At 37.1% G+C, this 22,582-nt stretch carries 20 protein-coding genes and 1 pseudogene; 9 read left to right on the top strand and 12 right to left on the bottom strand.

What is annotated here, in order from left to right; all coding sequences use genetic code 11:
- Window positions 1–158 precede the first annotated feature (158 nt).
- Window positions 159–2,078: an ATP-dependent DNA helicase RecQ gene (locus GVN22_RS04475; protein ID WP_166549858.1), complete on the top strand. Its 1,920-nt coding sequence runs from the start codon at window positions 159–161 to the stop codon at window positions 2,076–2,078.
- Between the two features lie 35 nt (window positions 2,079–2,113).
- The gene (locus tag GVN22_RS04470) at window positions 2,114–2,620 is read left to right on the top strand and encodes a hypothetical protein (protein WP_166549857.1); all 507 of its coding nucleotides are present in this window, start codon (window positions 2,114–2,116) and stop codon (window positions 2,618–2,620) included.
- Here the strand turns inward: GVN22_RS04470 and GVN22_RS04465 are convergent.
- The 3 genes from GVN22_RS04465 to GVN22_RS04455 form a co-directional block, all read right to left on the bottom strand.
- Window positions 2,612–3,133, bottom strand: coding sequence for a hypothetical protein (locus GVN22_RS04465; protein WP_166549856.1), 522 nt, complete (start codon window positions 3,131–3,133; stop codon window positions 2,612–2,614). The genes GVN22_RS04470 and GVN22_RS04465 overlap by 9 nt on opposite strands.
- 121 nt (window positions 3,134–3,254) lie before the next feature.
- A complete protein-coding gene (locus GVN22_RS04460; protein WP_166549855.1) occupies window positions 3,255–3,782 on the bottom strand; it encodes a thioesterase family protein in 528 nt (175 codons plus the stop codon).
- A gap of 58 nt (window positions 3,783–3,840) precedes the next feature.
- The gene (locus tag GVN22_RS04455) at window positions 3,841–5,055 is read right to left on the bottom strand and encodes an NADH-quinone oxidoreductase subunit D (protein WP_166549854.1); all 1,215 of its coding nucleotides are present in this window, start codon (window positions 5,053–5,055) and stop codon (window positions 3,841–3,843) included.
- A 274-nt stretch (window positions 5,056–5,329) separates the two neighbouring features.
- Here GVN22_RS04455 and rpmG point away from each other — a divergent pair, with 274 nt between their 5' ends.
- The 4 genes from rpmG (at window position 5,330) to GVN22_RS04435 (ending at window position 7,379) form a co-directional block, all read left to right on the top strand.
- Window positions 5,330–5,512, top strand: a complete 183-nt coding sequence (gene rpmG, locus GVN22_RS04450) for a 50S ribosomal protein L33 (RefSeq protein ID WP_166549853.1) — start codon at window positions 5,330–5,332, stop codon at window positions 5,510–5,512.
- A 46-nt stretch (window positions 5,513–5,558) separates the two neighbouring features.
- Window positions 5,559–5,708, top strand: coding sequence for a DUF4295 family protein (locus tag GVN22_RS04445; RefSeq protein WP_166549852.1), 150 nt, complete (start codon window positions 5,559–5,561; stop codon window positions 5,706–5,708).
- Window positions 5,709–5,859: 151 nt separating this feature from the next.
- Complete coding sequence (ftsY, locus tag GVN22_RS04440; RefSeq protein ID WP_095161198.1) at window positions 5,860–6,837, top strand: signal recognition particle-docking protein FtsY; 978 nt, start codon at window positions 5,860–5,862, stop codon at window positions 6,835–6,837.
- A gap of 74 nt (window positions 6,838–6,911) precedes the next feature.
- Window positions 6,912–7,379 (top strand): hypothetical protein, encoded by a 468-nt coding sequence (locus GVN22_RS04435; protein ID WP_166549851.1) that lies wholly within the window; start codon window positions 6,912–6,914, stop codon window positions 7,377–7,379.
- Between the two features lie 95 nt (window positions 7,380–7,474).
- Here GVN22_RS04435 and GVN22_RS04430 read toward each other — a convergent pair whose 3' ends face one another.
- Window positions 7,475–9,160: a glutamine--tRNA ligase/YqeY domain fusion protein gene (locus GVN22_RS04430; protein ID WP_166549850.1), complete on the bottom strand. Its 1,686-nt coding sequence runs from the start codon at window positions 9,158–9,160 to the stop codon at window positions 7,475–7,477.
- A 443-nt stretch (window positions 9,161–9,603) separates the two neighbouring features.
- On the opposite strand from GVN22_RS04430, the gene GVN22_RS04425 reads away from it, so the two are divergent.
- Complete coding sequence (locus tag GVN22_RS04425; protein ID WP_166549849.1) at window positions 9,604–9,888, top strand: TIGR03643 family protein; 285 nt, start codon at window positions 9,604–9,606, stop codon at window positions 9,886–9,888.
- Window positions 9,889–10,187: 299 nt separating this feature from the next.
- Window positions 10,188–10,658, top strand: coding sequence for an Lrp/AsnC family transcriptional regulator (locus tag GVN22_RS04420; RefSeq protein ID WP_095161194.1), 471 nt, complete (start codon window positions 10,188–10,190; stop codon window positions 10,656–10,658).
- A gap of 222 nt (window positions 10,659–10,880) precedes the next feature.
- Here GVN22_RS04420 and bshC read toward each other — a convergent pair whose 3' ends face one another.
- On the bottom strand, window positions 10,881–12,425 hold the full coding sequence (gene bshC / locus GVN22_RS04415) for a bacillithiol biosynthesis cysteine-adding enzyme BshC (RefSeq protein ID WP_166549848.1): 1,545 nt from the start codon (window positions 12,423–12,425) through the stop codon (window positions 10,881–10,883).
- 365 nt (window positions 12,426–12,790) lie between these two features.
- Here bshC and GVN22_RS04410 point away from each other — a divergent pair, with 365 nt between their 5' ends.
- Entirely contained in the window at window positions 12,791–13,828 is a 1,038-nt protein-coding gene (locus GVN22_RS04410) for a type IX secretion system membrane protein PorP/SprF (RefSeq protein WP_166549847.1), read from the top strand.
- Window positions 13,829–13,841: 13 nt separating this feature from the next.
- Here GVN22_RS04410 and GVN22_RS04405 read toward each other — a convergent pair whose 3' ends face one another.
- From GVN22_RS04405 to GVN22_RS04375, 7 genes and pseudogenes are all read right to left on the bottom strand, one after another.
- A complete protein-coding gene (locus tag GVN22_RS04405) occupies window positions 13,842–14,195 on the bottom strand; it encodes a hypothetical protein (protein WP_240915560.1) in 354 nt (117 codons plus the stop codon).
- Window positions 14,196–14,323: 128 nt separating this feature from the next.
- Window positions 14,324–14,707: pseudogene (locus tag GVN22_RS04400) on the bottom strand (NADH-quinone oxidoreductase subunit A); the annotation flags it as partial.
- An 86-nt stretch (window positions 14,708–14,793) separates the two neighbouring features.
- Complete coding sequence (locus tag GVN22_RS04395) at window positions 14,794–15,414, bottom strand: DedA family protein (protein ID WP_166549845.1); 621 nt, start codon at window positions 15,412–15,414, stop codon at window positions 14,794–14,796.
- A 171-nt stretch (window positions 15,415–15,585) separates the two neighbouring features.
- The gene (locus GVN22_RS04390) at window positions 15,586–17,238 is read right to left on the bottom strand and encodes an amidohydrolase (protein WP_166549844.1); all 1,653 of its coding nucleotides are present in this window, start codon (window positions 17,236–17,238) and stop codon (window positions 15,586–15,588) included.
- 127 nt (window positions 17,239–17,365) lie between these two features.
- Window positions 17,366–19,249: an ABC-F family ATP-binding cassette domain-containing protein gene (locus tag GVN22_RS04385; protein ID WP_166549843.1), complete on the bottom strand. Its 1,884-nt coding sequence runs from the start codon at window positions 19,247–19,249 to the stop codon at window positions 17,366–17,368.
- Between the two features lie 90 nt (window positions 19,250–19,339).
- Window positions 19,340–21,220: a DUF4139 domain-containing protein gene (locus GVN22_RS04380; RefSeq protein WP_166549842.1), complete on the bottom strand. Its 1,881-nt coding sequence runs from the start codon at window positions 21,218–21,220 to the stop codon at window positions 19,340–19,342.
- A 106-nt stretch (window positions 21,221–21,326) separates the two neighbouring features.
- Window positions 21,327–22,112 (bottom strand): hypothetical protein, encoded by a 786-nt coding sequence (locus GVN22_RS04375; RefSeq protein WP_166549841.1) that lies wholly within the window; start codon window positions 22,110–22,112, stop codon window positions 21,327–21,329.
- Between the last annotated feature and the right edge of the window lie 470 nt (window positions 22,113–22,582).

The raw sequence follows: 22,582 nt of genomic DNA, 5'->3' as shown, positions 1-22,582 counted from the left end.
AACACTTTTTACAAAAGTTTAAATATAAGAAAAAAACAGATACTTCTTTCTGTCTTTGCCACAGTCTTGGATATACGAACGAAACTTGACATTTGGCTACGGTAACTATACTTTTGCTGAAGTTATCCACTATCAACATCTGACACCTGCTTTTACGAATGCAATATCCGATTCATCAAATACTTCAACAATATTGGGGCTATAGCTCTTTTCGTCCCCTACAAGAAGACATTATTCAGTCTGTCTTAGCAGGTAACGATACTTTGGCATTATTGCCCACTGGAGGCGGAAAATCTATCTGCTTTCAAGTGCCTGCTATGGCAATGGAAGGCGTGTGTTTGGTCATAACGCCATTGATTGCCCTGATGCAAGACCAAGTAGCCCAATTGCGTAGAAGAGGTATTTCGGCGGTGGCGATATATGCTGGAATGCACCGAAATCAAATAGATATTGCTCTGGATAATTGTATTTATGGTGATGTAAAATTTCTCTATATTTCTCCAGAAAGACTACAGACTTCTCTTTTTCTCGAAAGAGTCAAGGCCATGAAGTTATGTTTACTAGCTATCGACGAAGCACACTGTATTTCGCAATGGGGGTATGATTTTAGACCTCCCTATCTGAAAATAGCTGAATTTCGACAGTTATTCCCCACACTTCGTACTATTGCACTGACCGCAACCGCTACCAAAGAAGTAAAAGCAGATATTTTGGCAAAGCTCGCCATGCAAAACCCTCAAGTATTTCAACAGAGTTTTGCTAGGGCTAATTTATCCTATTCTACGCTTTATGAAGAAAACAAAATAGCACGTCTGGTAGCTATGCTTCAAAAAGTGGCAGGAACGGCCATTGTATATGTTCGTAATCGTCGGAAAACGCAGGAAGTGGCTCAATTTCTTCAAAAATCTGGAATCTCTGCCACTTTTTATCATGCGGGTATAAGTGCGCAAGAACGTAATCAAAAGCAGGAACAATGGATTAAAAATCAAGTTCGTGTGATGGTGGCAACCAATGCTTTTGGGATGGGAATAGACAAACCTGATGTGCGTTTGGTGGTACATTTAGATTTACCCGAAACACTCGAAGCCTATTATCAGGAGGCTGGTCGTGCAGGGCGAGATGGGCAAAAGGCTTTTGCGACCGTTTTGTATGATACAGTAGATATTCAAAATTTAGAAGTAAATACTGCACAGAAATATCCTCCTATCCAGTTGATTCGCAGGGTATATCAGTGTTTGGGCAATTATTTTCAATTGGCAGTAGGTGCTGGCGAATTCGCATGCTATGATTTGGACTTGTCGACTTTCCAACAACGATTTGATTTGCCTTCACCCGACACTTATTTCGCCCTTAAAATTCTAGAAAATCAAGGGTTTATTACGCTTTCTGAGGCAGTTCATCATCCCTCTCGTATTACTTTTTCGGTAGATAATCGTCAACTGTATGATTTTCAATTACGAAATCCGAAATACGATACTTTTGTAAAGTTACTTCTGAGAATGTATGGTGGAGAGCTTTTCACAGGTTATCTCAATATCTCAGAAGCTACTATTTCAAAGGTGTTTTCGGCTCCTCAATCTGAGGTAGAATTACTTTTATCTAATCTTGAAAAGTTTGAAATTATTCAGTACGACAAACATAAGGATAAACCTCAACTCACATTTTTGACAGGTCGATATGATGCACAACAATTGCCTTTGCAAGTTCATGATATTGAACAACGACGTGAGTATGATGTACAAAAAGCCTTAGCCGTAAAACATTATATCGAGCACCAAAAACGCTGTAGAACACAACTGCTTTTGGAATACTTCGACGAACATACCGACGCCACTTGCGGTGTTTGTGATGTTTGTATCAAGAAAAAACGAGAAGAAGGTACTTACCAGCAAGAGTTACAATACAAGTTTCAAACACAAGAAAAGGTAAAAGCTTTGTTGAGCAATGGTAGTATGTCGCCTGAATTATTACTCAAAATCATGCAGCCAAACAGCGCAGATTTTTTCAAAGCAATTGTGCGAGAAATGATAGAAAATCAACAAATTAGAGTAGATTCGGAAGGAAATTTATCAGTATAGTTTTTCATTTTTCTTTTCCTCTTACCAACAAATCCATGACGTTACAACAACTATTTGACAGTATCAGTCAAAATCCTTATTTGCTTTTGTATTATTTACTACTTGTGCCTGCTATTACATTTTTGATAGGATTATGGCAAACCAATCCAGTCAATGGACCTTCTGTTCTGACTCGTTATAGCTACATGGTGTTGGCTTATATGATTGGTATTCCAGGGATATTTGCCTTGACATTAGATGTTTATCTATTTTTATTCGAGCGTCAAAGCATTTGGCAAATGAACTTGATTATGCAGATTTTGCCAATTGTTTCGATGGCTATCACGCTGATGCTAATCAAGTGGAAAACCCCTTTCGAAGCCGTTCCTGAATTAGGTAGATTATCGGGCTTTATGACTATACTCACCGCTTTGATAGGAATTTTGTGGTTTGTAGACCGACTACGTATTTATGCTATTACCTACATTCCGTTTCACTATATCGTAGTCGGCTTTATTGTGTTACTCTTAGCCATTCGCTATGGGTGGAAAAAACTATTCTAAACGCTGTTGTTTCTTCAATTCGTTGTATTTAGATTTTAGCGTATAAAACTTAATGACGTACACAATTAATAAAAAAGCTACAACTGCCGAAATTGACAACGTAAAAGTCTTTTCCTCTTCTACCGATTCCAGAATGGTATGGTTTTCTTTTGACCATCCTTTATGGCGTTCAGATAGCTCGGTAAGCTCTCGGTTTTTTTCACGAAGCTCATTATTCTGCTGAATTAAATCATTGTATTGTTCCGTAAAATCAGATTTTGATTTTTCGCTAAGATTATTCAACTCGTCCAAAATCTCGTTATCCTTCGCCATAATCTCCTTCAAAGCCTCGATTGAGCTTTGCATATCATCCTTGGTACGATTGCCAAAAATTCCTGAAGATTGACTTTCAGATTCTTTGAATTTACTATACAAAACCTGACGCTCTTCAGTAAGCGTTTTCAAGCGGTCTTGGGCAATACCTTGCGCCACAAAAGTCAACAGTATAATGAATAAGAAAGAGATTTTTTTCATAATCCAATTAAGCGTTTTTTAGCAAAAGGAATTATTTTGATTGGTATTGTTCCAGCAACTCAGGATGACAGCTATATTTTTTAATTTCCAATAAAGGCTCTATGAACAAATCATGCTTTGACTACACAAATTTCCCTTCTTTCAGCTCTTGTTTAATTACCTTGATACGTGCATTGAATGATGTATGCTCAAAGTCAATTCCCTCAAGACACACTTTCTCAAAAAACTCCATTACCTCTGGAGGATGTGGCGTTTTCTTTCCAGTACGTACATCAATGTACTTTGAAGTTGTCCACAAAACAGCCTTCAATACCTGCAAATGTTCATCTGTCATGACATATTCTGTCACTAAAGTATCCTCATTGTAATAGACAGTCGATGAGATAATCGTTACCCATTCGCTTACTTTTGCAGACGAAACATAGCCAATTTGATGATTATAGACGACCCATGAAGTGTGATTATTTTCGAAATAGTCATTATAATCAAAGTTATAAACCTCGGCTACGTGGTCTTCGCGAGCATTGAAGAAATAATCAAAGTATTTAGCATTGTTAAGATGCTTTAATGGGTCACAGTCTTGAAAGCGAATCAGTGATTTCGAGTGTAACTTTTTAGGATATTCTTTATTGGGATCTAATTTAAACATTGATGTTTGTTCTCCGCCTTGGCAGAGATATTAAATATTTGTTGAGAAATTACCAAAACTATCGGTCGACCTCGCCCATTACCAAATCTACTGAACCGACGATAGCCACTAAGTCTGCTAGCATAGCTCCTCGACTGATTTCGGGTACTACCGATAAATTATGAAACGAACAAGCTCTCGCTTTTACACGTAATGGTACATCTGAACGACCGTCCGTTCTGAAGAAAAAGCCTAGTTCCCCTTTTGGATTCTCAGCTCTAAAATATAGATCCATCGCCTGAGGACGCACTTTTTTAGGAAGCATTGCCTGTGGATTAAAATCACGAGTACGCTTATGGTCGCCCATTAGCTGCACTAAGCATTGCTCAATAATTTTGATAGACTCATCACATTCTAGAACCCTTACAAAATTTCGGTCCCAGCAATCGCCCACTGTACCCATTTCTCCTTTTCCTACTGGAATTTCAAAATCAAGTTCTGGATATACAGAATAGCCATCGACACGACGAAGGTCAAATTTTAAGCCCGAACCTCGAAGCACTGGTCCTGTGCAACCGTAGTTAATAGCCAAATCCAAAGGCAAAACACCAATATTGGCCGTACGTTGCACAAAGATTTTATTTTCAATAATCAACTCACGAATCTCAACCATTTTGGGTTTGAGGTAGTTGATAAACTCCAAGCAACGCTCTTCGAAGCCCACAGGTAAATCATAAAACAAACCTCCAATCCAGATATAGTTGTAAAGCATACGAGCGCCACAAAGCCATTCGAGCAAACGCTGAATATGCTCACGGTCACGCATGAGCCACAAAAACGAAGTATATGCCCCAATATCCAGACCATACGTACCTATGGCGACAAAATGCGATGCCAAACGGTTGAGTTCAGCTACCAATACACGAATATATTCAATACGTTTGGGAAGTTTACCCTCCAAATCAAGCATTTTCTCTACGCCCATTACATAGGCATGCTCAGAGTTCATGGCTGCCAAATAATCCAAGCGGTCGATATAGGGAATAGCCTGTCCAAATGCCAATGATTCAGCATGTTTCTCAAAACAACGGTGCAAATAACCCAAATGCGGTACCACATCAACAATCAGCTCGCCATCAGAAATTACTTCCAAACGTAATACACCGTGAGTCGAAGGGTGCTGAGGTCCCAACGACAAAATCATTTCTTCCGATTTGAGTTTCGCAGAATTGTACTTATTGGGGTCTGAGCGTCTAAAATGCTCTGGGTCGTATTGGTATTGGATTTGCTTCATGTCGTAAAATTCGTAAATTTTATCTTAGATAAAGAACAGCGGAGAGGCAAATTTAGTCCCCTAAGCATAAATTTTCTCTTATTTTTCGAAAAAGAGCCTTAAAGTACAAGTTTTTTCAAAAACATATTTGTCTAAAACTCAAACATTTACTACCTTTGCAGTCCTATTTGGGAAATATATATTCGTTCGGACTTATCAGCAAGTTGTAATTTTCTGATAATCAAACGAATAAAAAATATTTGTAAGATACAGAAAATTCATAAAGCATAACACAATGGCTAAGAAAGGCAATAGAATCCAAGTGATTTTAGAATGTACTGAGCAAAAAACTTCAGGCGTTCCAGGGATGTCTCGTTACATCACAACTAAAAACCGTAAGAACACTACTGCTCGTATTGAGTTGAAAAAATACAACTCATTCTTGAAAAAAGTAACTGTTCACAAAGAAATCAAGTAATTCACTCGGTTATCTTCACAGATAACTGTTAACTTATCATAATAACATGGCAAAGAAGGTAGTTGCAACCCTTAAAAAAGAAGGTGGTGTAAAATACGCTAAAGTTATCAAAGCTGTTAAAACAGCTAATGGTGCTTACTCTTTCAAAGAAGAAATCGTTCTTCAAGAAGATGTTCAAGCTGCTCTTAAAGCTTAATATTCAGCCCCTTTATTAAGATTTTTAGGAAAAGTCCCTTTATCGGGACTTTTTTTGTTTTACTTTTGCCTTAAGTTTTCAAAAGTCTCTTGTATCTCTTCTTGTAGATTACTTTCAGGCTTTTAACGAGTAACCAAAAAAATAACAACAAATGGGTTTATTCGATTTTTTTAAAAAGAAAGAAACACTCAATACTGAAGAGAAAGAATCACTCGACAAAGGACTCGAAAAAACCAAAGAAGGACTTTTTTCGAAACTTAGTCGTGCTATCGTCGGCAAGTCAAAAGTCGATGATGAGGTATTAGATGAATTAGAAGAAATCTTAATCTCTTCAGACGTCGGCGTAGAAACTACAGTTAAGATCATTCGCCGTATCGAAGAGCGTGTTGCTCGTGATAAATTCGTAAGCACAAGCGAACTTGACGAAATTCTTCGTGAGGAAATCGCAGAGCTATTAGCTCAAAATAAATCTGAAGATATTACCGATGCCTTCAAAAAATCTGACATTAAGCCTTATGTAATCATGGTGGTAGGTGTCAATGGCGTAGGTAAAACTACTACTATTGGTAAACTTGCTTCACAATTCCATAAAGCTGGCAACAAGGTTATATTAGGTGCAGGGGATACCTTCCGTGCCGCTGCGGTTGATCAGCTTAAACTTTGGGGACAGCGCGTAGGCATTCCAGTAATCGATCACGGTATGAATACCGACCCCGCTTCGGTAGCATTTGATGCTGTAAAACAAGCTGTTGAACAACAAGCCGATGTAGTAATTATCGATACAGCAGGTCGCTTACACAACAAAGTAAACTTGATGAATGAGTTGGCTAAAATCAAGCGTGTTGTTCAGAAGTTTTTGCCAGAAGCTCCTCATGAAGTGCTTTTGGTATTAGATGGCTCGACTGGACAAAATGCTTTTATCCAAGCGCAAGAGTTTACGAAGGCTACTGATGTTACAGCTTTGGCTATCACAAAGTTGGATGGTACAGCTAAAGGTGGTGTAGTAATTGGTATCTCAGACCAGTTCAAAATTCCAGTGAAGTATATTGGTGTAGGAGAGAAAATTGAAGACTTACAAGTCTTCAACAAAAAGGAATTTGTGAACTCACTTTTCAAGCGTAAAGCATAAAATATCTTTATTATCGATACGTTTACATCCTAAATAATGCAAAGTCATTGTTTAGGATGTTTTCTTTTATAGCTATGATAAAAACCTTTTTCTTTGGACTCTTTACCATGTTGACAACAATGGCTTGTTCGCATAAATCCACATCATCTTCAAAAGTTATCCACAATCAAAACAAGGTGTGTGGAAAAGTCACTTGGGTATCTGGCAACCAAATGCCGTCGCCCGACCGTCCGCCTCGAGTTCCAAAAGGTATTCAAAGAGAAATATTGATTTATGAACTTACCAATCTCAAGCAAGTAACACAGGTCAATGGCTTCTACTCAAATATCAAGACAAAGCTGATTACCAGCACATTAACTGATAAAAATGGAGATTTTTGCCTAGAATTACCAGAAGGGAAGTATTCTATCATGGTCCGTGAAGAGGGAAAAGGTTTGTGGGCAAATATCTTTGATGGCGAAGAAAATATTTTTCCTTTTGAGGTAAAAAAAGAGAAAAACGAGCCTATTAGCTTTGTGGTTAATTACCAGGCAGCCTATTAATAGCAATAAAAAAGTGTGGATAAGTGAGTTATTAACACCACTTATCCACACTTTTTTGTAAATAATCATCAAATTATTCTTTGGCAAAATTAGAATTACTTATTTTTTTCTTTTGCCCAAGCGTCTTTCAAACCAACGGTTCTATTGAAAACTAATTTATCTCCAGTAGAATCTTTGTCTAAACAATAATACCCTTTACGGATAAATTGATAGTTCTTTCCCAACTCAGCTTCTTTTAGGCTTGGCTCCACTAATACATGATCCAAAATCGTTAATGAATCTGGATTAATGAATTTCTTGAAGTCATCCCCTACTTGTGAAGCATCTTCCAAAATCAACAAACGGTCGTAAATACGTACCTCAGCTGGTACCGCATGCTGTGCAGACACCCAGTGAATTGTTCCTTTTACATGAATACCAGAGGTATCTGAACCCGAACGACTTTCTGGAATATAAGTACAGTGAATTTCGGTAATATTTCCAAATTCGTCTTTAACAAAATCCTCACATTTTACAATGTAAGCTCCTTTCAAACGAACCATTAAACCAGGGCCTAAACGGAAGAATTTCTTTGGAGGAATTTCCATAAAGTCTTCACGCTCGATATATACCTCGCGACTAAATGGTACATCACGATGACCACTGTTGGTATCTTCTGGGTTATTTTCTACTTGTAAAGTTTCAACTTGTCCTTCAGGATAATTAGTAATCACTAATTTCACGGGATCAAGTACCGCCATTACACGTGTTGCAATTTTGTTCAAATCCTCACGAACGCAGAACTCTAGTACTCCAACATCAATTAAATTATCGCGTTTAGCAACACCAATTTTATCACAGAAATTACGAATCGATGCTGGGGTAAATCCACGACGACGCAAGCCTGAAATAGTTGGCATACGAGGGTCATCCCATCCTGATACGATATTTTCTTTAACCAATTGCAACAAACGTCTCTTACTCATAACCGTATGGGTAAGATTCAAACGAGCAAATTCGTATTGATGCGATGGGAAAGTATCTAATTTTTCGATAAACCAATCATACAACGGACGGTGTACGTCAAACTCCAATGTACAAATCGAGTGTGTAATTTTCTCAATCGAATCTGACTGCCCGTGAGCAAAGTCATACATTGGATATATACACCATTTGTCACCAGTGCGGTGGTGTTTTGCTTTTTTGATACGGTACATCAACGGGTCACGCATGTGCATATTAGGATGCGCCATATCTACTTTGGCACGAAGCACTTTCGCCCCATCCTCAAATTCACCATTTTTCATACGCTCAAATAAGTCGAGATTTTCCTCAACTGAGCGATAGCGATAAGGGCTTTCCTCTCCAGGAATATTAGGATTTCCTTTTTGAGTAGCAATTTGTTCCGATGTTTGGTCGTCTACATACGCCAATCCCTTTTTGATTAGCTGTACTGCAAGTTCATATAACTGGTCGAAGTAGTCAGAAGCATATAACTCATTTTCCCAATCAAAACCTAACCAACGCACATCGGCTTTGATAGATTCTACATACTCTGTATCTTCTGTTACAGGGTTGGTATCATCAAAGCGAAGGTTTGTTTTTCCACCAAATTTGTCGGCCAAACCAAAGTTCAAGCAAATAGATTTGGCATGACCAATGTGCAAATAACCGTTAGGCTCGGGAGGGAAACGAGTGTGTACACGACCACCATTTTTTCCTGATGTAATATCTTCCTCAACGATTTGTTCGAGAAAATTAGCGGGAATTCGCTCTTGTGATTTTTCTTTTTCTTCTGTCATAATACCAAATAATCAAAACGTTGATAGCTCCAAAGAACTACCTATTTTTAGTAAGAATACCGTGTAATTTTAGTTGATGGTTATACGTGCTAGCATCAAGCGATAGGTAAGATTGGAAATATACAATTTGGGAATAATCCACAACCTACCAATCTCTGTCATTGTAAGTTTTCATTTTACTTACATTTCCGAACTGAATCCGTTTTTGAAATCAGTGACAAATCATTCTGAAAGGACTAAATATCTTATTGAATAGATTTGTATTAAATACGAATTTACACATTTTTATGAAATGGGAGAAACAAAAATCACATTCCTCGAATAATCCTGCCGAGTGATGAATTCCTGCCAACAATTCTGCCTGTAAGAAGTTATGAATGATATGCTCAAACGCCAATACGTTTCGGCAAGTCATTTATGTGTTTTTTAACATTATTAACTTTATGAAAAAAGTCATATTAAGCGAACAAGAGATAGACCGTATTATTGAGATGGCATGGGAAGATCGTACGCCTTTTGATGCCATTTTAGAACAATTTGGACTAAAAGAACAAGAAGTAATAGAATTGATGCGAAAAGAGATGAAACGTTCTTCTTGGAAAATGTGGAGAGAGCGAGTACAGGGGCGAGCCACCAAACATCGTGTCAAAAGTACAATTTTAAAGGGGCGTTTTAAATGCGATTTACAAAGAAGTATCTCAATGAACAAAATTTCTAAAAGAAAGTAATTTTATGAGCTAGTTTGTGTTTAACTGACTCTATATCAATTGCACTCATTTCGTTTGAGCAAAATATTATAGGTTTTTCGATAAGATAATGCCGTTTAATAAAAATTTTATTTTACGAAATTCCTTTTCTGTAAAATTTCTTAGAAATTTACTAGAAAGTCTGTAACTTTGCTTTCTATTTCTTAACCTTACTAAGAAACAGACTCAAGTCAGAAGTAAAAGATTTTGAAGTGTTTAGGTTGCGTCATTGACCAATCTGGTAAAAATTCAAAATCTATCCATACTAAACTCCTAATAAGATGAGTGCAATTAAGCTAGACCAGATAGACCATAAGGTTCTGGAAATTCTTCAACAGAACGCCAAGATTACCAACGCCCAGCTTTCAAAAGAAATTGGCCTTTCGCCAGCGCCTACCCTCGAACGTGTAAAAAAATTAGAAACATCTGGTATTATTCAGAGTTATCACGCTCAATTAAATAGAGATAAAGTTGGCTTGGGAGTTACAACTTTTGTTACAGTTTCATTGACAGGACACAAAAAACAAGTTACTGAATCATTCGTACACCAAATCAATGATATTCCAGAGGTTATCGAATGTCATCACGTAACGGGTTCGGGTGACTTTTTATTGAAAATTATTGCTAAAGATATTTCTTCATACCAAAAGTTGATGCTTGAAAAAATCAACGAAATTGAAGAAGTTGCTGGCACACAAACGATGGTAATTCTTTCTACTTTCAAAGAAAGTAAGGTGTTGCCAATACCTTGAAAAACTTCATCATAACAATCATGCAAAAGCGCGAGCCCTTCGAGAAAGGCTCGCGCTTTTTGTTGCTATACGCTTTGGGTGTTAAGCAAAAATGTAATAATAATTCCGAAGAAACACTACCATTGTTTTTACTTACAGCTTATTGCAGGTAAACTTGATTTAATTTTGCCTGCTTACGCAAGGACAACTCAAAACTCATCACTCACAATTCAGCACTTATATTTACTCAACTATGGTATAATAGCTGAAATCGAGTGCATCGAAAGTATTAAGCAATGTTGAGATAAATTCGGAATTATTGAGCGAGAAATTCATGAGATTTTCAACGCGTTCTTGTGACCCACCATTCGGGAAAAGTTTGTGCTTAAGCCCCAACAACTGATTTACTTCTGTCTCTTGATTACGCTCTTCTGCTTTTTTCAAGCGTTTTTCCAAATGGTCAAGGCTATTCAATAGCTTTTGTTGCTCCCCTTTTACTGCGCCTTCTAAGGTTTTATCGATTTTGATAGCCTTGGCAAGTATTTCTTCAAAAATGGCTGAAAAGGTTTTTCCTTCTTCTGCCAAACTCAAAGAGTTTTCTGAATGTTTTTCAACAAAGTTTTTACGTAACGTTATTTCATCATGGTATAACTCTTCGATAGATAAATCTAATTTTTCCATCTTTTTCGCTGATGCCTTATTGACAACCAAAGCAAAATTACGTGGCATCAAGATTGGAAATGTTACACCATAATAATCAAAAGCACCTTTCAATTGTAGCCAATATGGCACTTCTGATGGGCCACCGATATAGGCTAAGTTTGGTAAAATAACCTCTTCATATACAGGGCGCAATACTACGTTGGGACTAAAATGTTCTGGTTGAGATTCGAGTAAGGCAAGTATTTCTTCTTCAGAAAACTGAAGCTCAGTATTCAATACTTTATAGACACCTTCTTCTTTTACGATACGCTCACGAACGCCGTTAGACAAATAGAAGAAGTTAATTTCGCGAGGAGCAATTTGTGTTTTATATCCTAAATTTTCGAGCGCATGAGAGGTTGCCTGTACTTTGGCAAAAGCCGAATGATTCAATAAATCATCTTTGATAATCGGGGAGAACAAAGTCTTTAACTGGCGGTCATCGGCATCGATACAAATCAATCCTTCTGCACCAAATAACTCTTGAATATAACATCGTACGGCATCGCTTAAGGTTTCTTTTTGGAGATATGCATTTTTAAATATCTCTGGACAATCCGCAAACTCATTAATTAGCGTTTCAAGCTCTTTAGGATTCATTCTTCCTACCGCTCCTTTTTGTTCGGTATTCCATTCGTATTTTTTACCAAACAAAGAAAAATGATTGATTTCAGCAAAATCATGGTCTTCAGTAGCCATCCAATACACAGGTACGAAGTTGTAATCAGGATACGCTTTTTTCAATGATTTAGCCAAATTAATCACGGTAATCATCTTATAAACCACATAAAGAGGTCCAGTAAAAATATTCAACTGATGCCCTGTGGTAACGGTAAAAGTATTGGGTTGAGCAAGAATATCAAGATTTGGCTGAATCGTTAGGTTTTGGTATTGTCGCTTTAGTACCTCAACAAGTACTTTTCTGTTTTCGTCAGAAAATGATTTTTGTTCTATCTGCTTCGCAAAACCTTCCAAATTAGGGAAGTTACCAGAATACTCGGTCAAAGCCGAAGCTTGGTCCATATAATCAAGAAAGAGCGCTGAAAATTGATTGGTTTGTCTTAAAGGTAGTCTATGTACTTGCATAATGAGCGATGCCCCGTTGGGCTTTTCTATAAATATCTTCTAATGGTTGATTGAATGGAGTATTGTCTTGGATAGAAAACAAAACCTAACTTCATACTAACGCAAGGTTAGTGGAGTTCGTTCTTTTAAAGTTTGATGTTTTTCTGAACACCACCAAATTATCGACCAATAACATCCTAAAAACCTTGAAATGAATTATTTCTATCCTTATTCATCGCTAGATATTGAGTATATTTGTATAGAGCTTGTTGAAAAACCGCCCTCTTCAAGCCAACCGCTCTCAACATAATTGACATCCTCAAAAGAGGAATAGGCACAAAATTTGCTTGTTTTTTCCTTACGCTAATACATACGCAATCCTCGTCATGCAAAAATTTATACTTTTTTTAGTAGCAAGTTTATTTTGCTATCGCCTAAGTGCCCAACAAAACCCTCAATACAGTCAATATATGATGAATACCTATCTAATCAACCCCGCAGTGGTAGGTATTGAAGATTATACCGATATAAAGGTTGGTTACCGAAATCAATGGACAAATTTTGAAGGAGCACCCACAACATACTACCTAACGGCACATTTTGCTTTGGATAAGCCCGACCGTACCAGTACTGGTCCAACGCCCTATATTAGCAAAACTATTCGTCGTCCTATTACCCCTTCGCGCCAATATAGCGGTAAGCCACGAGTACCAGGGCATCAGGGCGTAGGAATTTCACTAATATCTGACAACATGGGTCCTAGCTCACAAATTAGTCTTTTAGGAAGTTATGCCTATCATATTCCTGTTACAGGACATTCAAAATTAGCGATTGGAGCATCGGGTGGTGTGACACAATATACACTAGACTTTTCGAATTTGCAGGTAAAAGTAAATCCAGACCCTGCAATTATGGGAGGTGGCAAAATTACAGCGATTCAGCCCACTATCAATGTCGGCGCATGGTATTATTCGATGAACTATTACATTGGGGTATCGGCCAATCAACTACTTTTTGAAAACTATAACCTCAAACCCACAGGCGATAACTCATCTACTTATTCGTGGGTTGGTAGTGTTTATCCACACTATTTCCTTTCAGCTGGTTATAGATTTGACGCCACTGATTATTGGACGGTAATGCCTTCGGTGTTAGTTAAAAAAGTTAATTTGGCGCCTGTGACGTATGATGTGAACCTCAAAGCTATGTATGATAATCGTTTTTGGATTGGTGCCTCTTATCGAAACAAAGATGCTTTTGTAGGCTTAGTCGGTTTTAATATTAGCTCTCTTCTCAATATTGGGTATTCCTACGACTTTACTTTATCTGACATTAATCAACGCTCTAGAGGCTCCCACGAGATTGTAATTGGGGTTATGCTAAACAATAGGCATAAAATCCTTTGTCCTCAAAACTCATGGTAACAAGGTGGCTTGCTTAATATCGTAAAAAGGCAAGCCATTTTCTTTTTGTCAAATATTGTAAGTTTTCATCTTCTTGGTAAGCCTCTCTTTCAAATATGATTTGATGGTATGCTCTATTATGAGGCATTCCTTTCAAACGATTCATACAATAATGGATAAGATACCATATATAGAAAAATACAATTCCTAATTCGATTTGTTGGCGCAAGTGAATTCGCTCATGGTTGACTAATATTTTCGAGGGATTGCTTTTCTGAACTAATATAAAAGGAAACAGTGCCATACCTGCTACTTGCAGATATGGCACTGTTAACAATATATAACCTTGTCGCAAATGAAAATCTATATGTATTTTGGGTAAAGCCATTAAGCAAACCAATAGAAGAATTTACACCAAATACTTGCCTCTAAAACCTAAGAATATTTTTTATTGATAGCCTCATACTTGCTTACTGGTACTGGCGACTTAAACTGTGGTTCTTGTACCTCTGGGCGTACCCAATCCAAATGTCCTTTTATCCATGCATAGGCTAATCCGAGTATTAAAATGCCTACAAAAATAAACATTTCGGCCATCGAAAACCATCCCCAAAGCCCATCAGTAGAATTGTTTAGTGTCTCATTGCCAAAAACTGTTGCCCATGGAAACAAGAACACCAATTCTAAATCAAATAGCACAAACAACAACGCAATTACATAAAAGCGAATATTAAAACGGACGTTGGCATTACCATCAGGCTCCTCTCCAGACTCGTAAGTAGTTAGCTTCTCAACATTCGGGCGATTGGGTCTCAATAGCTTGGCAACAAAGAGAATTACCGCCGTAAAGACAATCGCAGTGATGATAAACAACAAAATATAGCCAAATTCACTAAGCATCGTATAATAAATTAGAAAAGCGATTGAAACACACTCGTATTAACAAACAGTAAGTGAGTACCAAAAGCCGAAGGCTCATTGCCTATTTATGACTTATTCCTGATATTAAAATATCCTTTGACAACGGTAAAAGTTGTAATAACCAAGAAAAACAAAATGACATAATGTACATAATTGATAATCCAAGGGAACTTGATACCAAACCAATAACCACCTCCCACTAACGAGACAACCCAAACGGCTCCGCCAACGATATTCAGGAAAAGATATTTTGGGTAACTCATTTTACTAATACCTGCCAAAATCGGTGCAAAGGTACGGATATATGGTAAGAATCGGCTGATAATTAAGGCTTGGCTACCATATTTTTCGAAAAAATCCTTTGTGGCATCTAGGTGTTTTCTTTTAAAATACCACGTATCTGGTCTGTTTTCGAGGGTTGTACCAAAATACCGTCCAAATAAGAATCCTGTTAATGAGCCTATTACAGCCGCCAAAAACAAATACAATATCACTGTAGTGATAGGATAAAGTAATAGTTTACTACCTACAAAAATTCCAGTCAAAAACAGAAGATAGTCGCCAGGTAAAAAGAAAGCGAAGAAAAGCCCATTTTCAGCATATACCACAAAGGTGATGGCGAACAAACCTGCATTAATAATCTCTTTTGAATCGGAGAGATATTTTATTATTTGAGTTATATCCATGGATAATTTTTACAACAAGCCTACACAACACTTAAAATCCAGTTTCTGCTATTGATTAGCTAGTTCAATAGCCTCGACAAATTAGACTTATTTTTACAATTTTTCGTTGTGTATGGATTAAAACTTCATTAGGAAATATTCAATCCATGCCCTAGTTTTTATGTTCGAGGTTTACTTTCTTTCAAAAACAATTTTCCCATCAAAAATAGTCATTAATACCTGTACATTTTTTATTTTTTCAGGTTGAATTGTTAAAATATCCTCTGAAAGTACCACCATATCAGCTAGTTTACCGACTTCTATACTTCCTTTTACATTTTCTTCAAAAGCTGCGTATGCATTATTGATAGTATAGGCTTTGATAGCCTCTTGCACAGATATTTTCTGTTTCGGTATCCAACCCATCGGGTTAGCGCCATCCACTGTTTGACGAGTTACAGCAGCATATATTCCCAAAATAGCATTAAGTGGTGCCACTGACCAATCTGAGCCCATACAGAGTTTTACACCAGCTTCTAAGAATGACTTGTATGGATGTGTATAATTCACTCGGTCTCCGATACGCTTAGCAGCCCAAACGCCATCGTCGATACAGTGATAAGGCTGTACAGAAGCAATAACACCCAATTTGGCAAAAGCTTGAATATCTTCAAATCTCACATGCTGTGCGTGCTCGATACGGAAACGACGATCCCATTTAGGATTTTCCTGTGTAATTTTTTCAAAAAGCTTTAGCATTAAATAATTAGCGGAATCCCCAATAGCATGAATAGAAAGTTGTAAATGGTTTTTATCAGCATCTACTGCCCACTTGGTCAAGCTTCCATTAATAATAATATCCGAAGCCAAACCCTTGGTATTGGGGTTTTGTGTATAGGGCTTAAACATCAAAGCTGTACTCGAACCTAAAGAACCATCTGCATACGCCTTGAGCGAGCCTAATTTAATTTTATCAGAACCAAATCCTGCTTGAATACCCGTATTTACCAAGTTTTGATAAGTACTAATGGGAAGTCTTGTATAAAAACGACACGTAAGTTTACCCGCCTTTTCCAAGTCTTGATAAGCAATCAAATCTGGTTGAAACGTAATATCATGAACCGAAGTAATACCGTTTTCTCGTGCTTCTTGAAGTGCTCTTTCTACAAATTTGATTTTTTGCACTGCATTGGCAGCTGGAATAATTTTATAAATCAAAGGCATTGCGGCGTCTTTTAGCACGCCTGTTGGTTCGCCTGTCTTAGGATCTTTCACTATTTCTCCACCATCAGGCGAAGGTGTATCTTTGGTAATACCTGCTAAAGCCAAGGCTTTTGAATTAGCTAGCCCCATGTGCCCATCAAAACGGTCAACAAAAATGGGGGTATCTTGCGAAAAATCATCAATCATTTCTTTGGTAGGCAACTCCTTTACTTCCCAAGATTCATGATCCCAATTACCAGAAGTTATCCACTCTCCACGGTGGTTATCCACATACTTTTTCAAAATACCTTTAAACTCTGCTATCGTTTTGGCTCCTCTCAAATCTACACCTAACAGATACATTCCCCCGTCAGCAAAATGCGTGTGATTGTCGATAAGTCCAGGAAGCATTAGTTTTCCTTGCAAGTCCACCATCTTGGTTCGACTATCTGACCATACAGCACGAGCCTCGGGGGTTGAGCCTACAAATAGTATTTTACCATTTTCGACAACTACCGCTTCGGCAACTGAGTTTTTGGTATCAACTGTATAAACTTTACCATTATAAAAACAAGTTTTCTGAGCCTGCGAGAGCATTGTCCCTAATAGGATAAAAATCAACGAGAGTAATATTTTTTTCATATAATAGTAGTAAAGGTTTGTTGACTTGAAATAATTTTAGATAAAGTTAAACAAAAAAAAGTGCCACAATACAAATTGTGGCACTGGAATATATAGTAATGCTTTTATGATGAAAGAATTATGAATACTACATCATTTCGGATAGCTCTAACCAACGAAGTTCTTTTTCGTCAAGTTGGTCTGCAATTTGTTCTATCTCCTTAGCCCAAGCTGCCAATTCTTCATAAGAACCCCCAGCATTGAGTTTTTCTGTCAATTCAGCTTTACGGTCTCCCAATTTAGCGATTTCCCCTTCCAAAGATTCATACTCTTTTTGCTCTTTGTAAGAAAGTTTCTTTTTGGCAGAAGTAGCAACAGGAGCTTCTTGAACAACTGGAGCACTTGGTGTTTCTACTTTTTTAGGTGCCGATTTAGCTTGAGCTTCTTGCTTATCTAATTCATCTTTCCATTCACGATAATCGGTATAGTTTCCTGGGAAATCACGAATTTGTCCTTCTCCCTCAAACACAAAAAGGTGTTCAACCAATTTGTCCATAAAATAACGGTCGTGAGATACTAGCAATAAACAGCCACCAAACTCCATTAAGAAGTCCTCCAAAATATTCAATGTCTGAATATCCAAGTCGTTGGTAGGTTCATCCAGAATCAAGAAGTTAGGATTTTTAATCAATACTCGCATCAAAGCCAAACGGCGTTTTTCGCCCCCAGACAGCTTCTCAACAAGCGTATATTGTACTTTAGGCTCAAACTTAAAGTGAGTCAAAAATTGGCTCGCTGTAATACTTTGTCCATTCCCTAAGGTAACGTATTCGGCTATTTCGGTCACTATATCAATAACTCTTTGCCCATCTCTATATTCTAAATCACCTTGCTGATAATAACCATAAACAACCGTTTCGCCTGTAGTAATATTTCCTGAATCGGGCTTCAGGTTTTGCGTAATCATATTCAAAAATGTTGACTTTCCAGCTCCATTTTTTCCGATGATACCGATTCTATCTTTTTTCTTGAAGACATACGAAAAATTAGCAACGATTTTTTGTTCGCCAAAGCTTTTTGATAAGTCATCAATTTCTAAAATCTTACTACCCTGACGAGCCATTTTTACATTTAACTGTACTTTAGAATCGTCCTTAGTTTGCGATGCCTTATCTTTCAAGTCATAAAAAGCATCAACACGATATTGTGCTTTCGTCCCACGTGCTTTAGGTTGACGACGCATCCATTCAAGCTCAGTACGCAACAAGTTTTTAGCTTTATCGATACTTGCCGCTTCCATGGCTTCACGCTCCGCTTTTTTCTCTAAGAAATACCCATAATTTCCTTTGTAAGGATAAGTTTTACCATTATCTAGCTCGACAATATTATTACAAACTCTATCCAAGAAATAACGGTCGTGGGTTACTAGTAACAAGGTTACATTTTGGGAAGAAAGAGTTTGCTCCAACCACTCGATTGTTTCTAAATCAAGGTGGTTGGTCGGTTCATCCATGATGATTAAATCTGGCTCTTCAATCAAAATTTTGGCCATAGCCACACGCTTACGCTGCCCACCCGACAATGACGTAATAGGCTTATCGAGGTCATGAATACCCAATTTTCCTAAAACTTGTTCCACACGACTTTCATAGTCCCAAGCTTGGTATTTGTCCATCAACTCAAGCGCTCTCGTCAAATCGTCATCGTTGTGATGCAACATGGCGTTTTCATAAGCCTTGATGGCTTGCACCGTTGGGGAGTCTCCATCAAAAAGGGAATCCATTACCGACAACGACTCATTAAACACAGGGTTTTGTGAAAGATACCCCACCGTAATTCCTTTACGAATACTAATGGTACCTTCATCGGCAGGTATAACCCCTGCCAAGACATTCATTAAAGTAGTCTTTCCAGAGCCATTTTGACCCACTAAGGCTACTTTATCACCTTTAAGAATACCGAAATTGATACCTTTAAAAAGCCAACGCTCATTAAAGTTTTTAGAAATATTTTCTGCTGATAGATAATTCATTATGTTGAGCAATAGACCTAAGCCTAGTTTAGCAAAATTTGGGGCAAAATTACGTAAAAAAAGCCGTATCGTTGAGATACGGCTCTAAAACTATTCGGTGCTATTTGTCCCCTTGGGTGATTTAACAGAATACTGAAAGGTTAATTTCTTTTGTTGCATGGCAACGAGGTTTAATCGCCAAGTAATTTTTCCTGAATCATTGTCAACCCCTGCCTCAGGAGCGAGCTTATCGTATATTTCTATTTCCTTCAATCGCGTTACGGGGAATTGATCTTCTACTAAAATATTGATAGGATACTTTTTCGTATTTTTCAGCTCAATTTCATAGCTTACATGATCGATTTTACTATTACTTAAAAACTGCTTTTTCTGTAATTCTTTTTGTTTTTTTCGAGTAACAATCACATTTTTATCTCTTCCTAAAGCAAAAGTAAGTGTATCATTTTGTTTTAAAGACAAATCACTTTTACCCATATAAGTACCCTCTAAATAAAGATTTACTTCTCCATCAACCAAATTGTATTTCTCCCAGTCTACTACTTTCGCTTGTAAAAAAACATCTGTATCTATTTTAGGGATTACTTTATACTCATACAAAGCAGGTATATCTTCTTCTTTCAAATCGATTGTATGGGTTTCGCCATCTGAAGGAATCGTTGTTGGCGAGAGAACATCAAAACTTAAACTCGTAGGAGCTTCACTCTCTTCGATATTAGTTATTGCTGGAGCATAGTTACTTTTTCTTTCAACTGTTGCCATACCACCTATGATAGTTTGCTTTTGTTGCCTACCATAACCATAGCCAGCCACCACTACTTCATTTAAATCATTATACTCAGCTTGCAATAATACATCAAGTTTATTTCCATAAACTATTTGACGTTGAGTTTTATAGCCAATATAAGAATATACTAACTCTATACCTTTCTTTTGTAAATTCAAGGGAATCGCCAAGCGATAGTTTCCGTTAGCATCTGTAGCTGTTCCAAAGTTTGTACCAGCTAACGAGATAGATACTGCTGGTAGGCCATTTTGAGTTGCGAAGTCTTTCACTGAACCTTTTACTTCAGTCAAACCAGTTGAATTACTCTCTACAGAATTATAATATGACGAATAGTCGTTAGCTTCTCCCCAAAACCATTTTTGCAATTCAGGAGGTGTAGCATTTTTTTTAGGATTAGCTGTTGAAAAACGTAGCTTCACTGCTCGCCAATCTTCTCCTGAATATTGATATACATAAGCTTTGTGGGCTAATTTCAATGGTTTTAGTACATTTTCAACACGCACATCATAGGTAGGAATCCAACCAGCCTCTTTGACATAATACGAAATATTGAATGTTACATCGGGTAGAGCTTCTTTTGTTTCTACTGTTACTAGCACTTCTGAAGTATTAGCTGTTTGCTTTTCTGTAAGCTCTGTTAGCTCTTGATTATGTTTTTTCTTTTCATTCTCTAATGATTGAATGCTTCTTTCGATTTCCAGTTGCTTGTTCAGAACATCAGTCATACGTTGGCGTTGGAAATCAACGAGCAGTTTCAACTCTTCCACTTTTGCTGTTGAAGTAGTACCTATTGTTTGATTCTTAATCAGCAACTCTTCTTCTCGTTTATAAACGGTAAGCATCGCTCTGAAATTCTTTATTTTAGTATCGATAACAGTCTTTTGATCTTCATGCTTTTTAATCTCCTCCTGATTTTCCTTTTTCACATCTTTTAGTCGATGATTGACTTCCAATACCTTTACCCGCATATCCACGCTCATTTGCAAACTTTTAGCATCTAGCGTCGCTCCTAAGCCTGAAAAAAGTATCTCGGTCTTTCCTACTGGTAAATCCACTTTAGCCTTTCTAGTAATCTGAGCCCCATCGGGATATACAGTAACAGCTTCAATCTTTGAAGAAATAGGCTGGTTAAACAACGTGGGAATAAACCAGAGTCCATGTAGAAATAAAAATAATGTCTTGATCATAGATGGTGTTGATTTTTATTAAAGTTTAGAATAATTTAAAAAGTTACTAAATCCACTCAAAGATAGTCTGAAAATCTACTAACTCACTTATTAGAAGCATGAATTGCTAAATTCCTCTTTGATGTATAAAACGTTGTGCAATAAACTTGTATTTCAAGCCAATATTCACATTTACCCAGCCATCATTTGCCGTATTACTATATGAATTCGGTCCTTCCACAAAATAAGGGTCTGTTAAATTATACGGAGTAGTTCCGTCAAACTTATCAGTACTAATCCAATTAATACCTAATGAAGTATTCAAATAAAGTCGAGGAAGGAGTTTATAATCGCAGGAAAAAGTCAATGGGACAAACACTTCTCTTGTATAATATATACCAGAAGTCCCAGACCCAGCACCATATTGTTGAAACAAAGGTGTATGGCGACTTGTATTATTTGAGGTAGTACGTAATAACTGACCATTTGTATTATAAACATCAGTATGAAATCTCAATAACCCTATGCCTAGCGACATATAGCATTTTAGACGAAGTTCCTGTTCTCTAGCAAATAGTGCAGTCAAATTTATCACAGGAGCGATTGATACTCCCCAATAATTATTTTGAGCAAAGGCATAATATTCTGCACTATTTTGGCTCTGGGCTGTTCCAGACATTACAGTTAATCGTCCAGATACTTTAGGAGAAAAACCTTTTTCTAATGATAAGTTATAAATAGTTGGAAAAGCTTGAATTCCATGGAGTTCTCCAACAATATATGGAATACCAGCAGTAGCTGTCAAAGAATAGCCATCTAAATAGCTATATCTGGGAGCATATCGTTTCTGAGCTAACGATGTTTTTGAAGCTAAAGATAATAGTAGCAACAATGAGAAAAGGGCTGTTCTCATATTTTTAAGGGTAGAAAATATTTACATGATTTATTTTGAGTAAAAATATAGATAATATTTTATAATAAATAAAGTGTAAAGAAAAACTTTACATTCCTTAAATCTCAAACTAGAAAAATGGCATAGAGATAATATGTTAAAGCTTTTACTTTCTCACTGTTAGTAGATATGCATTGTTTGCCATCTCAGCATGAGTACAAAGCTAACTATAACCTTAAAAAGCCACTCCATAAGAGTAGCTTTCATCTTTATTTATACTATTTGGGAGCTTTCTACTATATCTCAAGATTGAGATGCATATTCAGTAGCGCACAGCCTGCAGTATCCTCAACGGTATTAAGTCTTGTAAAACGAAAAAAGCCACTCTTTTGGAGTGGCTTCTATTCTAATTTATAATATTTTGGAGCTTTTTTACTTTCCCGCATTTGATTGCAGTATCATCAACGGTACTGGGCTTAACTGCTCTGTTC

This window comes from Cellulophaga sp. BC115SP, assembly GCF_009905545.1.
GTDB classification, from domain to species: domain Bacteria; phylum Bacteroidota; class Bacteroidia; order Cytophagales; family Spirosomataceae; genus Flectobacillus; species Flectobacillus rivi.
The sequence above is the reverse complement of the archived record's forward strand: the minus strand, read 5'-3'. Positions and strand labels throughout refer to the sequence as shown.

Bases quoted from the DNA above. Each gene is read 5' to 3' on its own strand.
- GVN22_RS04435 (WP_166549851.1), top strand. From the start codon at position 6,912: ATGATAAAAACCTTTTTCTTTGGACTCTTTACCATGTTGACAACAATG.
- GVN22_RS04445 (WP_166549852.1), top strand. From the start codon at position 5,559: ATGGCAAAGAAGGTAGTTGCAACCCTTAAAAAAGAAGGTGGTGTAAAA.
- GVN22_RS04385 (WP_166549843.1), bottom strand. From the start codon at position 19,249: ATGAATTATCTATCAGCAGAAAATATTTCTAAAAACTTTAATGAGCGT.
- GVN22_RS04455 (WP_166549854.1), bottom strand. From the start codon at position 5,055: ATGAAGCAAATCCAATACCAATACGACCCAGAGCATTTTAGACGCTCA.
- bshC (WP_166549848.1), bottom strand. From the start codon at position 12,425: ATGCAAGTACATAGACTACCTTTAAGACAAACCAATCAATTTTCAGCG.
- GVN22_RS04475 (WP_166549858.1), top strand. From the start codon at position 159: ATGCAATATCCGATTCATCAAATACTTCAACAATATTGGGGCTATAGC.
- GVN22_RS04375 (WP_166549841.1), bottom strand. From the start codon at position 22,112: ATGAGAACAGCCCTTTTCTCATTGTTGCTACTATTATCTTTAGCTTCA.
- GVN22_RS04430 (WP_166549850.1), bottom strand. From the start codon at position 9,160: ATGACAGAAGAAAAAGAAAAATCACAAGAGCGAATTCCCGCTAATTTT.
- GVN22_RS04425 (WP_166549849.1), top strand. From the start codon at position 9,604: ATGAAAAAAGTCATATTAAGCGAACAAGAGATAGACCGTATTATTGAG.
- GVN22_RS04395 (WP_166549845.1), bottom strand. From the start codon at position 15,414: ATGGATATAACTCAAATAATAAAATATCTCTCCGATTCAAAAGAGATT.
- ftsY (WP_095161198.1), top strand. From the start codon at position 5,860: ATGGGTTTATTCGATTTTTTTAAAAAGAAAGAAACACTCAATACTGAA.
- rpmG (WP_166549853.1), top strand. From the start codon at position 5,330: ATGGCTAAGAAAGGCAATAGAATCCAAGTGATTTTAGAATGTACTGAG.
- GVN22_RS04390 (WP_166549844.1), bottom strand. From the start codon at position 17,238: ATGAAAAAAATATTACTCTCGTTGATTTTTATCCTATTAGGGACAATG.
- GVN22_RS04470 (WP_166549857.1), top strand. From the start codon at position 2,114: ATGACGTTACAACAACTATTTGACAGTATCAGTCAAAATCCTTATTTG.
- GVN22_RS04465 (WP_166549856.1), bottom strand. From the start codon at position 3,133: ATGAAAAAAATCTCTTTCTTATTCATTATACTGTTGACTTTTGTGGCG.
- GVN22_RS04405 (WP_240915560.1), bottom strand. From the start codon at position 14,195: ATGGCTTTACCCAAAATACATATAGATTTTCATTTGCGACAAGGTTAT.
- GVN22_RS04460 (WP_166549855.1), bottom strand. From the start codon at position 3,782: ATGTTTAAATTAGATCCCAATAAAGAATATCCTAAAAAGTTACACTCG.
- GVN22_RS04410 (WP_166549847.1), top strand. From the start codon at position 12,791: ATGCAAAAATTTATACTTTTTTTAGTAGCAAGTTTATTTTGCTATCGC.
- GVN22_RS04380 (WP_166549842.1), bottom strand. From the start codon at position 21,220: ATGATCAAGACATTATTTTTATTTCTACATGGACTCTGGTTTATTCCC.
- GVN22_RS04420 (WP_095161194.1), top strand. From the start codon at position 10,188: ATGAGTGCAATTAAGCTAGACCAGATAGACCATAAGGTTCTGGAAATT.